Source organism: Streptomyces sp. Rer75 (assembly GCF_013414305.1).
GTDB classification, from domain to species: Bacteria; Actinomycetota; Actinomycetes; order Streptomycetales; family Streptomycetaceae; genus Streptomyces; species Streptomyces himastatinicus.
The window spans coordinates 3,724,425-3,740,050 of sequence record NZ_CP058693.1; the positions used below are offsets into that span (position 1 = coordinate 3,724,425).

At 73.8% G+C, this 15,626-nt stretch carries 1 protein-coding gene; it reads right to left on the bottom strand.

Annotation, left to right across the window (positions count from 1 at the left end; translation table 11 throughout):
• Nucleotides 1-23 precede the first annotated feature (23 nt).
• Entirely contained in the window at nucleotides 24-15,617 is a 15,594-nt protein-coding gene (locus HYQ63_RS15620) for a type I polyketide synthase (protein WP_179934364.1), read from the bottom strand.
• Nucleotides 15,618-15,626: the final 9 nt, after the last annotated feature.

A 15,626-nucleotide genomic window follows, 5' to 3' on the forward strand; every position in this document is an offset into this window, starting at 1 on the left:
TCGATGCGCTCTTGTGGAGCAGGTCAGGAGAGCCCGAGCTCGTCGTCGAGGAGATCGAAGATCTCGTCTGCTGTCGCGGACTGGATTTCACGGTCTTGTGCGGTGCTGTCCGTAGCACTGTGCGTTTCATTCCACTTCGACAGGAGGTCGCGCAGGCGGGTGGTGATGCCGGGGCTCTCGGCGTCGTCGGGGGCGATCGTGGCGAGGATCGCTTCCAGCTTGTCGAGTTCCGCGTGCACGGGCTGGTGTGCGGCCGTGGTGTCCAGGCCGAGTTCCTCGCGCAGGTACCCGGCGAGGGCGGTGGGCGTCGGGTAGTCGAAGATCAGCGTGACCGGCAGCCGCAGTCCGGCGGCGGCGCCCAGTCGGTTGCGCAGATCCACGGCGGTGAGCGAGTCGAAGCCCAGGTCGAGGAAGCCGCGCCCGGCGTCGACGTCGTCGGGTGTGGCGTGTCCGAGGACGGCCGCCACATGGGCCCGTACGAGCTCCAACAGCTCCCGGTCGCGTTCGGTGTCCGAAAGCCCCGCGAGCCGCTCGGTGAGCGAGCCGGAGTCGGTCCCGGCTCCGGCCGCTCCGGGCACACCGGTGGCTCCGGTGTCGGCGGAGCGCCGTACGGGGGTACGGACCAGGCCGCGCAGCAGTGGCGGCAGCAGCCCGGCGGCGGCCTGGCCGCGCAGGGCGCCGGTGTCGATGCGGATGGGTACGAACACCGCGGCATCGGTGCCGGTGAGGGTGTCGGTCAGGTCGAACAGGGCCAGGCCCTCGTCCTGCGGCAGGGCCTCGTAGCCACCGCGCGAGATGCGGCTCACGTCGGTGGACTCCAGGCTGCCCGCCATGCCGTCGGCCGCCGCCCACAGGCCCCAGGCCAGCGACGACGCGGGCAGGCCGTGCGCCGCGCGGTGCTGGGCGAGCGCGTCCAGGAAGGTGTTCGCCGCGGCGTAGTTGCCCTGCCCCGAGCTGCCGAAGGCTCCGGCGGCCGAGGAGAAGAGCACGAACGCGGACAGGTCCAGCTCGCGGGTCAGCTCGTGCAGATTCCACGCGGCGTCCACCTTGGGGCGCAGCACCGCGTCGATCCGCTCGCCGGTCAGCGAGCTGATCACACCGTCGTCCAGGACGCCCGCGGTGTGCACCACGGCGGTGAGCGGGTGCTCGGCCGGGATCGCGGAGAGGACGGCGGCCAGGGCATCCCGGTCGGCGGTGTCGCAGGCCGCCCAGGTCACCGTGGCGCCCAACGCGCCCAGTTCGGCGGCGAGTTCGGCCGCACCGGGGGCGTCGCCGCCGCGCCTGCTGAGCAGCAGCAGCTGCCGTACGCCGCGCTCGGCCACCAGGTGGCGGGCGAACAGACCGCCCAGGGCGCCGCTCGCGCCACTGAGCAGCACGGTGCCCTGCGGGTCGCCGAAGCCCTCCGGGCTCGGGGTGTCCGGCTGGGCCGGGACCCGGGCGAGCCGGTAGGCGTGTGCGGTGCCGGAGCGCAGCGCGAGCTGCGGTTCGTCGGTGGCGAGCACCGTCGGCAGGGCGCGCTGGGAGGCGTCGGTGCCGTCGACGTCGACCAGGACGAACCGGCCCGGGTTCTCCGACTGGGCGGACTTGACCAGGCCCCAGACGGGGGTGTGGGTCAGGTCGGCGATGTCCTCACCGGGGCGTGCCGCGACCGCGCCGCGGGTCACGAACACCAGGCGGGTGTCGGCGAACCGCTGGTCGCCCAGCCACTTCTGCACGAGGTCCAGGGCGTCCCGGGCGGCGGCCTTGGCCGCCTCGGGCAGCGACGCCCCGCCACCGGTGAGGGGGACGAGCACCACGTCGGGGGCGGTGCCGTCGAGGTCATCGGTGAGGGCGGTCAGGTGCGGGTAGTCGTCCAGCCGCTCGCCCGCGGCCGTGAAGGCGGGGTCGGCGCCGAGGGTCACCCAGCGTTCGCCGACCGGGATGCCGGTGGCGGACGCGGGGGCCGGCAGGTCCGTCCACTCCGGGCGGAACAGCGACTCGTGGTACGCGGCGCGCGAGGCGTTCAGCTGGTCGGCCGACAGCGGGCGCAGCACCAGACCGTCGATGGTGGCGACGGCGGCGCCGGTGCCGTCCGCGAGGTGGAGCGACACGCCTTCGGCGGCCGGGCGCAGCCGTACGCGCAGCGATGCGGCGCCCCCGGCGTGCAGCCGTACGCCCGTCCACGCGAACGGCAGCCGTGCCCCCTCGCTCTCCGCGCCGTCCGGCGTGTCGAGGCCGAGGGTGTGCAGGGCGGCGTCCAGCAGGGCGGGATGCACCCCGTACGTGGCGGCCTCGGGCTCATGGGCCCGCGGCAGCCGGATGTCGGCGAACAGCTCGTCGCCGCGCCGCCAGGCGCCGTGCAGGCCCTGGAAGACCGGGCCGTAGCCGAGTCCGGCGGCGGCCGCGTGCTCGTAGAACGCGTCGGTTTCGAGGGCAGTCGCGTCGGCGGGCGGCCACACGGTGAGGTCGGCCGGGTCGGTCTGCTCGGCGGCCCCGGACGACGGGGTGAGGAAGCCGGTGGCGTGCCGGATCCACGGCTCGTCGGCGGGGACGTCCTCCCGGCGGGAGTGCAGGGTCAGCTGGCGCCGCCCCGTCTCGTCGGCCGCGGCCAGCTCCAGCCGCAGCTGGACGGCGCCCTGTTCGGGCACGACCAGCGGCGCCTGGAGGGTCAGCTCCTCGACCGCGTCGCAGCCCGCCTCCTCACCGGCCCGCAGGGCGAGCTCGACGAAGGCCGTGCCGGGCAGCAGGACGGTGTCCATGACGGCGTGGTCGGCCAGCCAGGGGTGCGTCAGCAGCGACAGCCGTCCGGTGAACACGAAGCCGCCGGTGTCGGGCAGTTCCACCGCCGCGCCCAGCAGCGGGTGACCCGCGGTGCCGAGGCCCGCGGAGGCCACGTCCTCGGCGGAAATGCCCACGTCGAGCCAGTAGCGCTGACGCTGGAAGGGGTACGTCGGCAGCTCGACGCGGCGGGCGCCGCGCCCGGCGTAGACGGCCGCCCAGTCCAGGGCCACGCCGCGCACATGGAGCTGTGCGAGGGCGGTGGCCAGCGCCTGGGCCTCGGGGCGGCCGTTGCGCAGGGCGGGGACGAACGCCGCCTGGTCGCCGTCGTTCTCTGCTTCGGTTTCGGTTTCGGTTTCGGCGAGGCAGTTTTCGCCCATCGCGGAGAGCACCCCGTCGGGGCCGAGTTCCACGAAGGTGGTCACGCCGTTGTCGCGCAGGGTGCGCACACCGTCGACGAAGCGGACGGACTCGCGGACATGGCGGACCCAGAAGTCCGGCATGCGGATCTCGTCGGCCGTGGTCACGGTGCCGGTGAGGCAGGAGACCAGCGGGATCGTCGGGGCGTTGAACGTCAGGCCCTCCGCGACCTTGCGGAAGTCCGCGAGCATGGCGTCCATGCGCGGCGAGTGGAAGGCGTGGCTGACGGTGAGCCGCTTGGTCTTCCGACCCTGCGCCTCGAAGCCAGCCGCGATCTCCAGCGCCGCGTCCTCGTCACCCGCGATGACCACGGAGGTCGGGCCATTCACAGCGGCGATGCTGACGCGCTCGGTGAGCAGCGGCGCCACCTCGTCCTCCGACGCCTGCACCGCGATCATCGCGCCACCGGCGGGGAGTTCCTGCATCAGACGGCCACGCGCCGCGACCAGCTTCGCCGCGTCCGCGAGCGACAGCACACCCGCCACGTGGGCGGCGGCCAGCTCACCGATGGAGTGGCCGGAGAGGAAGTCGGGCCGCAGACCCCACGCCTCGACCAGCCGGAACAGCGCCACCTCGACCGCGAACAGCGCGGGCTGGGTGAAGCCGGTCCGGTCCAGCACCGAGGCATCGTCCCCGAACACCACCGTCTTCAGTGGCCGTTCGAGGTGCGGGTCCAGCGCGTCGCACACCTCGTCCAGGGCCTGCGCGAACGCCGGGAACGTCGCGTACAGCTCGCGGCCCATGCCGAGCCGCTGGCTGCCCTGCCCCGTGAACAGGAACGCCACCTTGCCGCCGTCGGCGGCGACCCCGCGCAGCTCTGCCGCCGGGTGCTCGCCGCGCGCCAGCGCGTCCAGCGCGCCCAGCACCTCGTCCTGGCCGTCGGCGACCAGGGCGACGCGGTGTTCGAGCGCGGCGCGGGTCGTCGCGAGGGAGAACCCGATGTCGGTGAGGTCGGCCCCGGCGGCGATCCGCGAGCGCAGGCGCCGCGCCTGGGCGCGCAGGGCGTCCTCGTCGCGCGCCGAGAGCAGCACGGGGACGTACGGCAGGGCCGTGGTGTCCGCCGGGGCCTCGTTCGCCTCGGGGGCGGGCGGCTGCTCGATGATGGCGTGCGCGTTGGTGCCGCTGATGCCGAACGACGACACCGCGGCGCGGCGCGGGCGGCCGGTCTCCGGCCACGTCTGCTGTTCGGTGAGCAGCGAGACCGCGCCCGCCTCCCAGTCGACGTGCGGCGACGGCTCGTCCACGTGCAGGGTGCGCGGCAGCACACCGTGGCGCATCGACAGCACCATCTTGATGACACCGGCGACACCGGAGGCGGCCTGGGTGTGGCCCAGGTTGGACTTGACGGAGCCGAGCCACAGCGGCTGCTCCGCGTCCCGCTCCCGGCCGTAGGTGGCGAGCAGCGCCTGCGCCTCGATCGGGTCGCCCAGCGTCGTACCGGTGCCGTGCGCCTCGACCACGTCCACCTCGCCGGTGGCCAGGCGGGCGTTGGCGAGGGCCTGCCGGATGACGCGCTGCTGCGACGGGCCGTTGGGCGCCGTCAGGCCGTTCGACGCACCGTCCTGGTTGACGGCGCTGCCGCGCACGACGGCCAGCACCTCATGGCCGTTGCGGCGGGCGTCGGACAGCCGCTCCAGCAGCAGCATGCCCGCGCCCTCGCCCCAGCCTGTGCCGTCGGCGGCCGACGCGAACGACTTGCAGCGGCCGTCGCGGGCCAGCCCGCGCTGGCGGCTGAAGTCGATGAACGTACCCGGGGTGAACATCACCGTGACACCACCGGCCAGCGCCAGCGAGCATTCGCCGTTGCGCAGCGCCTGCGCGGCCAGGTGCAGCGCCACCAGCGACGACGAGCAGGCCGTGTCGACCGTGACGGCCGGGCCCTCCAGGCCGAAGGTGTACGCGACGCGGCCGGACACCACGCTGCTGGAGCTGCCGGTGCCGAGATAGCCCTCGACCCCGTCCGGTACGGCGTGCAGCCGGGACCCGTAGTCGTGGTACATGACGCCCGCGAACACACCGGTCTTGCTGCCGCGTACGGACGACGGATCGATGCCCGCGCGCTCGAACGCCTCCCAGGTGGTCTCCAGCAGCAGCCGCTGCTGCGGGTCCATCGCGAGGGCCTCGCGCGGGGAGATCCCGAAGAACGCCGGGTCGAACTCGGCCGCGTCGTGCAGGAAACCACCGTCGCGGGCGTACGAGGTGCCCGGGGTCTCCGGGTCCGGGTCGTACAGGGCGTCGAGGTCCCAGCCGCGGTTGTCCGGGAAGCGCGTGATGCCGTCCTCGCCCGCGGCGAGCATCTGCCACAGCTCCTCGGGGGTGGTGACCCCGCCGGGGTAGCGGCAGCTCATCGCCACGATGACGATCGGGTCGTCGTCGGTGGCGGCCGACACCGGCACCGGCGTGTGCACCGCCGTCTGCTGCTCCTCGCCCACCAGCTCGGTCCGCAGATGGCGGGCCAGCACCTGCGGGTCCGGGTAGTCGAAGATGAGAGTGGCGGGCAGCCGCAGCCCGGTGACGGAGTTGAGCTGGTTACGCAGCTCCACGGCCGTCAGCGAGTCGAAGCCCAGGTCCTTGAACGCCCGCCCGGAACCAATGGTGTCCGCGCCCGCGTAGCCCAGCACGGTCGCGACCTGCGCCCGCACCAGGTCCAGCAGCAGCCGCTCCTGCTCCGCCACGCTCAGCCCGGCCAGCCGACCCGCCAGCCCGGCGTCACCGCCCGACGCGACCGCGTCCACCGCGCGCCGCGCGGGGATGCGCACCAGGCCACGGAAAAGGGGCGAGATCGCGGGCTGGTTGCGCAGCGCCCCGAGGTCCACCCGCATCGGCACCAGCGACGCCGCGTTCACGGTCAGCGCGGTGTCGAGCAGCGCGAGGCCGTCCGCCACCGGCAGCGGCGGAAGTCCGGCCCGCCGCATGCGGTTGATGTCGGCCTCGTCCAGGGTGTCGCCCATACCGGCACCGGCCCACAGGCCCCACGCCAGCGCCGTGGCGGGCAGGCCCTGGGCGGCGCGGTGCTGCGCGAGTGCGTCGAGGAAGGCGTTGGAGGCGGCGTAGTTGCCCTGTCCCGGACCGCCGAAGACACCGGAGGAGGACGAGAACAGGACGAACGCCGCGAGGTCCTCCAGGCCCCGGGTCAGCTCGTGCAGATTCCACGCCGCGTCCACCTTCGGGCGCATGACGTGGTCGATGCGCTCGGGCGTCAGCGAACCGATCACACCGTCGTCCAGCACACCGGCCGTGTGCACCACGGCGGTCAGCGGATGCTCGGCGGGGACCGTGGCGAGGGTCGCGGCGAGCGCGTCCCGGTCCGCCACATCACACGCCGCCCAACGCACATGGGCGCCCAACTCGGCCAGCTCTGCGGCCAGTTCGGCGGCACCCGGCGCCTGGTCGCCGCGGCGGCTCACCAGCAGCAGCTGGCGTACGCCACGCTCCGCCACCAAGTGGCGCGCCACCAGCCCGCCCAGCGAACCGGACGCACCGGTCACCAGCACCGTGCCCTCGGGGTCCAGGCCACGGGCGTCGTCCGCCCCCGGCTCGCCCGGCTCCACGGGCACCCGCGACAGCCGTGGCGTCGACACCACACCCGCGCGGATCGCGAGCTGCGGCTCGCCCGATGCCACGGCGGCGGGCAGCGCCTGCGCCGACTCGTCACGGCCGTCCACATCCACCAGGACGAAACGGCCCGGGTTCTCCGACTGCGCCGAGCGCAGCAGACCCCAGACGGCCGCACCGGCCGGGTCCGCCACCGGCTCACCGGCGTCGGCGGCCACCGCGCCACGGGTCACGACCACCAGCGGGGCGTCCCCGAACCGCTCCTCGCCCAGCCACTGCTGGACGGTGGCAAGCGCCTCTGCGGCGGCCCGGTGCGCGCCCGCGGCCACGTCACCGCCGTGGTGTTCCGTGGACGGCGCCACGACGACGTACTCGGGCGACGGAGCCGTGCCCGAGGCGACGGCCTCGGCCAGCGCCGCGAGGTCCGCGTACGCCGTGCCGCCCAGCCCCGGCGCGTCCGTGCCCAGGACGGCCCACCGGCCCTCGACCGGGGTGTCCGTCAAGGCCACGGGCCCGGCCGCCGTCCACTCCAGGCGGAACAGCGAGTCGTGGTACGCCGTACGCGCGCTCTGGAGCTGTTCGGCCGAAACCGGCCGCAGCCCCAGCGTCTCGACGGCCCCGACGGGCGCGCCGGTGGTGTCGGCGATCTCCAGCCGCACCCCGTCGTTGCCCGCGGGCACCAGGTGGACGCGCAGCGCCGACGCGCCGCTCGCGTACAGCGACACCCCGGTCCAGGCGAACGGCAGCCGCCCCTCGCCGCCCGTGTTGCCCAGGCCGTCGAGCCCGATGGCGTGCAGGGCGGAGTCCAGCAGCGCCGGATGCAGGCCGAACGCGGCGGCGTCCTCGGCCACGTCCTCGGGCAGCGCCACCTCGGCGAACACCTCGCCGTTGCGCTGCCACGCCCTGCGCAGGCCCCGGAACGCCGGGCCGTACGCGAAGCCGATGTCCAGCAGGCCCTCGTAGCGGCCGTCGAGGTCGATCTCGGCGGCGTCCGCGGGCGGCCAGGCGCCCAGCTCGAACATCGCCTCCGGGCGACCACCCGACGCCAGGACACCGGTCGCGTGCCGGGTCCACGGCTCCTCGGCGGGCAGGCTCTCCCGGCGCGAGTGCAGCGTCAGCGGGCGGCGACCCAACTCGTCGGCCGCGCCCACCGAGAGCCGCAGCTGCACACCGCCCTGCTCGGGCAGGACCAGCGGCGCTTCGAGGGTCAGTTCTTCGAGGTAGTCGCAGCCGACCTGGTCACCGGCGCGGATCGCCAGCTCCACGAACGCGGTGCCCGGCAGCAGCACGCTGTCCAGGATCGTGTGACCCGCGAGCCAGGGGTGGGTGGACAGCGCCAGGCGGCCGGTGAACAGCGTCCCGTCCGAGTCCGGCAGTTCGGCGCTCGCACCGAGCAGCGGGTGTTCGGCCTCGCCCAGGCCCACCGCGGCCACATCGCCGAGGAAGAGCGACGACACCTTCGGCCAGTAGCGCTGCCGCTGGAAGGCGTACGTAGGCAACTCGACCTGCGCGGCGCCCGTCCCGGCGTAGAACGCCGCCCAGTCCACCGCCACGCCACGGACGTGCGCCCGCGCAACGGCCGAAAGCAGCGCCTCGGCCTCGGGGCGGTCCTTGCGGCAGACGGATGCGAAGGCGGCGGTGTCGTCGTCGCTGGTCACGCACTCCTGCGCCATGGCGGTGAGCACACCGTCCGGACCCAGCTCGATGTACGTCGTGACGCCCTGCGCTTCGAGGGTGCGTACACCATCGAGGAAGCGGACCGCCTCACGGACGTGGCGCACCCAGAAGTCGGCGGTCGCGATCTCCTCGGCGGACACCACGGCACCGGTCAGGTTGGAGACGATCGGGATGCGGGGAGCCTCGTACGACAGCCCTTCCGCGACCTCGCGGAACGCCTCCAGCATCCCGTCCATACGCGGCGAGTGGAAGGCGTGGCTGACGGTGAGCCGCTTGGTCTTACGACCCTGCGCCTCGAAGAACGCCGCGATCTGCACGGCGTCATCCTCGTCACCCGCGATCACGACCGACGTCGGGCCGTTGAGGGCGGCGATGCTGACGCGCTCGGTGAGCAGCGGCAGCACCTCGTCCTCGGACGCCTGGACGGCAACCATCGCGCCACCAGCGGGCAACTCCTGCATCAACCGCCCACGCGCGGCCACCAGCTTCGCCGCATCCGCGAGCGACAGCACACCCGCCACATGAGCGGCGGCCAGTTCGCCGATGGAGTGGCCGGACAGGAAGTCCGCCTTCAGGCCCCAGGCTTCGACCAGCCGGAACAGCGCCACCTCGATGGCGAACAGCGCAGGCTGGGTGAACGCCGTCTGGTCCAGCGCCGCGGTGTCGTCCCCGAACAGGACGTCCCGCAACGGCCGTTCCAGATGCGCGTCCAAGTGAGCGCACACCTCGTCCAGCGCGTCCGCGAACACCGGGTACGCCTCGTACAGCTCACGGCCCATCCCGAGCCGCTGGCTGCCCTGACCGGTGAACAGGAACGCCACCTTGCCACCGGCCACCGAGCCCTCGACCAGGCCCGGGGCGGACTCGCCCGCTGCCAGGGCGTCCAGAGCGGTCAGCAGCCCGGTGCGGTCGTCGGCGACCAGGGCGGCCCGCTCCTCGAACGCCGTACGGCGCGTGGCGAGCGTGAACGCCACGTCGTGACCGTCCAGCTCGGGGCGGGAGTCCAGGTGTGCGCGCAGCTGCGCGGCCTGGTCGCGCAGCGCTTCGGGGGTCTTGGCCGACAGCACCCAGGCGGCGGGGCCGCCGGTCCGAGCGACTGTCGCGGCTTCCTCATCGAGGGCCGGGGCCTGCTCGATGATGGTGTGCGCGTTGGTGCCGCTGATGCCGAACGAGGACACGGCGGCCCGGCGCGGACGGCCGGTCTCCGGCCACTCCCGCGCCTCCGTCAGCAGCGCGACCGCGCCCGCCGACCAGTCGACCTCGGGCGTCGGCTCGTCGACGTTGAGGGTCTGCGGCAGCATGCCGTGCTGCAACGCCAGCACCATCTTCATCACGCCCGCCACACCGGCGGCGGCCTGCGTGTGGCCGAAGTTGGACTTGATGGAGCCCAGCCACAGCGGCTGGTCCGCGTCGCGGTCCTGGCCGTAGGTGGCGAGCAGCGCCTGCGCCTCGATGGGGTCGCCCAGCCGGGTGCCCGTCCCGTGCGCCTCGACCGCGTCCACCTCGGCGGCGGACAGGCCCGCACCGGCGAGCGCCTGCCGGATGACACGCTGCTGCGACGGGCCGTTCGGCGCCGTCAGACCATTGGACGCGCCGTCCTGGTTGATGGCCGAGCCACGGACGACGGCGAGCACCGGGTGACCGTTGCGCCGGGCCTCGGACAGCCGCTCCACGAGCAGCATGCCCACGCCCTCGCCCCAACCGGTGCCATCCGCACCGGCCGCGAACGCCTTGATACGACCGTCCGCCGCCAGCCCACGCTGACGGCTGAAGTCCACGAACGAACCCGGCGTCGACATCACCGTCACACCACCGGCCAGCGCCAACGAGCACTCACCCGCCCGCAACGCCTGAATCGCCCAGTGCAGCGCCACCAGCGACGACGAGCAGGCCGTGTCCACCGTCACGGCCGGACCCTCAAGGCCCAGCGCGTACGACACCCGGCCGGACATCACACTGGCCGCGTTGCCCGTGCCCATGAAGCCTTCCGACCCATCGGGGGCGGCGAGGATCACGGGCAGGTAGTCCTGGCCGTTCGTACCGGCGAACACGCCGACCTGCTGGCCGCGCAGCGTCGTCGGGTCGATGCCCGCCCGCTCGAACGCCTCCCAGGAGGTCTCCAGCAGCAGCCGCTGCTGCGGGTCCATCGCGAGGGCCTCGCGCGGCGAGATCCCGAAGAAGACGGGGTCGAACTCGGCGGCGTCCGCGAGGAATCCGCCTTCGCGCACATAGCTGGTGTGCTCGGCTGCGGACTCCGGGTCGTACAGCGACTCGACGTCCCAGCCGCGGTCGGCCGGGAAGTCCGTCACCGCGTCCTGCCCGGACGCCAGCAGCCGCCACAGCTCCTCGGGGGTGCGGACCCCGCCCGGGAAGCGGCAGCTCATGCCGACGATCGCGATCGGGTCGTCGTCGACGGCCACGCCCACGGACGACGCACCGGTGACGGCCGGGCGCGAGCCGATGAGTTCGGCCTGGAGGTGGTCGGCCAGGGCGATCGGCGTCGGGTAGTCGAAGATGATGGTGGCGGGCAGCCGCAACCCGGTGAGCGTGCCGAGCAGGTTGCGGATCTCGACGGCGGTGAGCGAGTCGAAGCCGAGGTCGCGGAAGGCGCGGCTGGGTTCCACGGAGTCCGGCCCGGGGTAGCCCAGGACGACGGCCACCTGGGTGCGGACGAAGTCCAGGGCGAGCTGGTCGCGTTCCTCGTCGGTCGCGGCGTCGGCCAGCTGCCGCGCCAGCGACGACGCGTCGCCGGGCGTGGCGCCGGGGGTGGCCGCACTGGCGGCGCGGGCCGCGTCGAGGGCGCGCCGGGCGTCGGGGAGGTCGGCGATCAGCGGGTTCGGGCGGTTGGTGGTGAGGCCGGGCGCGAAGCGGTCCCAGTCGATGTCCACGACGAGGGAGAACGTCTCGTCCAGGTCGAGCGCGGCGCCCAGGGCGGTGGTGGCGGCTTCCGGGTCGAGGGCGGGCAGCCCGGACTGCCGGAGCCGTTCGGCGACGAGTTCGTCGGTGGCCATGCCGCCCTCGGCCCAGGCGCCCCAGGCAAGGGACGTGGCGGGCAGGCCCTCGGCGCGGCGCTGTTCGGCGAGCGCGTCGAGGTAGGCGTTGGCGGCCACGTAGTTGGCCTGGCCGGCGGCGCCGAAGGTGGCGGCCATGGAGGAGAACAGCACGAAGGCGGACAGGTCGTGTCCGCGGGTCAGCTCGTCCAGGTGGCGTGCCGCGTCGGCCTTGGCGCGCAACACGTCGGCCATCCGCTGCGGGGTCTGCGCGTCGAGCACGCCGTCGTCCAGTACACCGGCGGCGTGGACGACGGTGGTCAGCGGGTGTTCCGCCGGTACGGTCGCGAGGAGCGCGGCGAGGGCGTCGCGGTCGGCGACGTCGCAGGCGGCGATGGTGACCTCGGCGCCCCGGGCGGTGAGCTCGTTGGCCAGGTCGTTCGCGCCGGGGGCGTCGGGGCCGCGGCGCCCGGCGAGCAGCACGTGCCGGGTGCCGTGGGCGACCAGCCAGCGGGCGACGTGTGCGCCGAGGGCGCCGGTGCCGCCGGTGATCAGTGCGGTGCCGTGGGTGGACCAGCCGTCGCCGGTGGTCTCGTGGTGCGGTGCGCGGGCCAGCCTGCGGGCGTGGACGCCCTGGGGGCGGATCGCGAGGTGGTCCTCGTCGCGGAGTGCGTCGGGTCCGGCGAGGATGTCGGCGAGCCGGGCGAGGGCGCGGTCGTCGGCGGTCTCGGGAAGGTCGATCGACCCGGCCCAGCGGTCGGGCTGTTCGAGGGCGACGGTGCGGCCCAGGCCCCAGATCTGTGCCTGGACGGCGCTGGTGAGCCGGTCGGAGCGGCTGACGGAGACGGCGCCGCGGGTGGCGGACCAGACGGGGGCGTCCGTACCGGCGTCGCCGAGGGCCTGGACGAGGGCGAGGGTGCCCGCGAGTCCGGCGGTGAGCGCGGGGTGCGCGGCGTGGGGGCGCTCGTCGAGGCCGAGGAGGGACAGCACGCCGTCGACGCGCGTCTCCTGCTCCTCGTCGTGGCGCAGGGCGGTGCGGAGGTGTTCGGCGACCGCGGCGCGGTCGTCGGTGGTGCCGTCGACGGTGATCTGGTGGACGCGTATGCCGCGTTCGGCCAGGGCCCGCAGGGGCCCGGCGACCCAGGGGTGGTCGGCGTGTCCGGCGGGGGTGGCGACGAGCCAGGTGCCGGTGAGCGGCGTGGCCTGGAACGGCGGCAGCGGCTTCCAGGTGGTGCGGTAGCGCGAGCCGTTGACGGTGGTGTCGACGTGGTTGCGGTGGCGCCACGCGGACAGCGCGGGCAGCACCTCGCTGAGCGGCTGGTCGCCGTCGAGCCCGAGGGTGTCGACCAGGGCGGCCAGGTCCTCGCTGTGGACGACCTCCCAGAACCGGGCGTCGGCGACGGCCGGTGCGCTCGTCTCGGCGGCGGACTCCTCCCCGTACGAGAAGGGGTTGGCGGGCCAGTAGCGCTGCCGCTGGAAGGCGTAGGTGGGCAGGTCGACGCGGCGGGCGCCGGTGCCCGCGTAGTACGTGTTCCAGTCGACCGGGACGCCACGGACGTGGGCGTGGGCGAGCGCCTGGTGGACGGTGCGGGACTCGGGGCGGCCGGGGCGCAGGGCGGGCATGAACGCGAACGTCCTGGTCTTCGCCTCGGTCACGCACTCCTGCGCCATCGCCGAGAGGACCCCGTCGGGGCCCAGTTCGACGAAGGTGGTCACGCCGAGGTCCTCGAGGCGGCGCACGCCGTCGAGGAAGCGGACGGCCTCACGGACGTGGCGGACCCAGAACTCGGGCGTGGTGATCTCGTCGGCGCTCACCAGGTCGCCGGTGAGGTTGGAGACGATGGGGATCTGCGGGGCCTCGTAGGTGAGGCGCTGGGCGACCTGGCGGAAGTTGTCCAGCATCGCGTCCATGTGCGGGGAGTGGAACGCGTGGCTGACCGTGAGCCGCTTGGTCTTGCGGCCCCGCTCCTCGAACGACGCGGCGATCTCCAGAGCCGCGTCCTCGTCGCCCGCGATGACGACCGACGTGGGGCCGTTGAGGGCGGCGATCGAGACACGCTCGCTCAGCAGCGGCGCCACCTCGTCCTCGGACGCCTGCACGGCGATCATCGCGCCGCCGCCGGGGAGTTGCTGCATCAGCTGGCTGCGCGCGGCCACCAGGGCGGACGCGTGGGTGAGGGACAGCACCCCGGCCACGTGGGCGGCGGCGATCTCGCCGATGGAGTGGCCGCAGAGGAAGTCGGGCAGCAGGCCCCACGACTCGACCAGGCGGAACAGCGCCACCTCGACGGCGAACAGGGCGGGCTGGGTGTAGCCGGTCCGGTCGAGCGCGGCGGCGTCGTCGCCGAACAGCACGTCCTTCAGCGGCCGGTCGAGGAAGCGGTCGAGCTGGGCGCAGACCGCGTCCAGGGCCTCGGCGAACACCGGGTGGTTCTCGTACAGTTCGCGGCCCATGCCGAGCCGCTGGCTGCCCTGGCCGGTGAAGAGGAACGCGATGTTGCCCTCGACGGCCAGGCCCTCGGTGACCTCGGGGTGGTGGCGGCCTTCGGCGAGCGCCGCGAGGCCCGCGAGCAGTTCGTCCCGGTCGGCCGCGGCGACCACGGCGCGGCGGTCGAGCGCGGCGCGGGTGACGGCCTGCGAGTAGCCGACGTCGGCGGGGCGGTGGCCGGGGTGGGCGGTGAGGTGTGCGTGCAGCTGGGCGGCCTGGGCGCGCAGCGCGTCCTGGCTCTTGCCGGACAGCGCGACCGGCGTCAGGACCGGCGTGGCCTGCGGCGTTTCCGGCTTCACGACATCGGCCCGGGCGGGAGCCGCGGAGGTGGCCGGGGCGGGGGCCTCCTCCAGGATGGTGTGCACATTGGTGCCGCTCATGCCGAACGACGACACACCCGCGCGGCGCGGCTCGGCGCCCTCCGGGTCGTGCGCCCACTCGCGGGTGGCGGTGAGCAGTTCGACGTCCCCGGCGGTCCAGTCGACGTGCGGGGTGGGCTCGGTGAGGTGGAGGGTCTTGGGCAGCGCTCCGTGGCGCATGGCCATGACCATCTTGATGACGCCGCCGACACCGGCGCCCGCCTGCGCGTGGCCGATGTTGGACTTGATGGAGCCGATCAGCAGCGGCTTGCCCGCGGGCCGGTCCTGGCCGTACGTGGCGAGCAGCGCCTGCGCCTCGATCGGGTCGCCCAGGGCGGTGCCGGTGCCGTGCGCCTCGACGGCATCGACCTGGTCGGGGGAGAGCCGGGCGTTGGCGAGCGCCTGGAGGATGACGCGCTGCTGCGAGGGGCCGTTGGGAGAGGTGAGGCCGTTGCTTGCGCCGTCCTGGTTGACGGCGGAGCCGCGGACCACGGCGAGCACCGGGTGGCCCTTGCGCTGGGCGTCCGACAGCCGCTCGACCAGCAGGATGCCGACACCCTCGCCGAGGCAGAAGCCATCGGCCTCCGGGGCGAAGGGCTTGGAGCGGCCGTCGAGGGCCAGCCCGCGCATCTTGCTGTAGTCGACGAAGACGCCGGGCGCGCACATCAGGGTCGCGCCGCCGGCCAGGGCGAGCGAGCATTCGCCCTGGCGCAGCGCCTGGACGGCGAGGTGGAGCGCCACCAGCGACGACGAGCAGGCGGTGTCGACGGTGACCGCCGGGCCCTCGAAGCCGAAGGTGTACGAGAGGCGGCCGGAGGCGACGCTCGCGGCGTTGCCGGTGCCGAAGTAGCCCTCGAAGTTTTCGTTGGAGCTGAGGATCGCCCCGAGATAGTCGTGATTGCTGGTGCCGACGAAAACACCCACCTGCTTGCCGCGCGCCGAAAGCGGGTCGATTCCGGCCCGTTCGAAGGCTTCCCAGGAGGTCTCCAGCAGCAGCCGCTGCTGGGGGTCCATGCCGAGCGCTTCACGGGGGCTGATGCCGAACAGCGACGGGTCGAAGTCGGCGATACCGTCGACGAATCCACCCTCGTGCACATAACTGGTGCCGGGGTGGTCCGGGTCCGGGTGGTACATCCTGTCGACATTCCACCCGCGGTCGACCGGGAAGTCGCTCACCGCGTCGACGCCTTCGCTGACGATGCGCCACAGGTCCTCGGGCGACCGGACGCCTCCGGGATAACGGCAGCCGATCCCCACGATGGCGATGGGGTCGTGGTTCTTCGCCTCGGCCTCTTGCAGGCGGAGGCGAGTCTGATGCAGATCCGCCGTTACCAGCTTGAGGTAGTCCCGCAGCGTCTCTTCATTCGCCATTTACGCAAT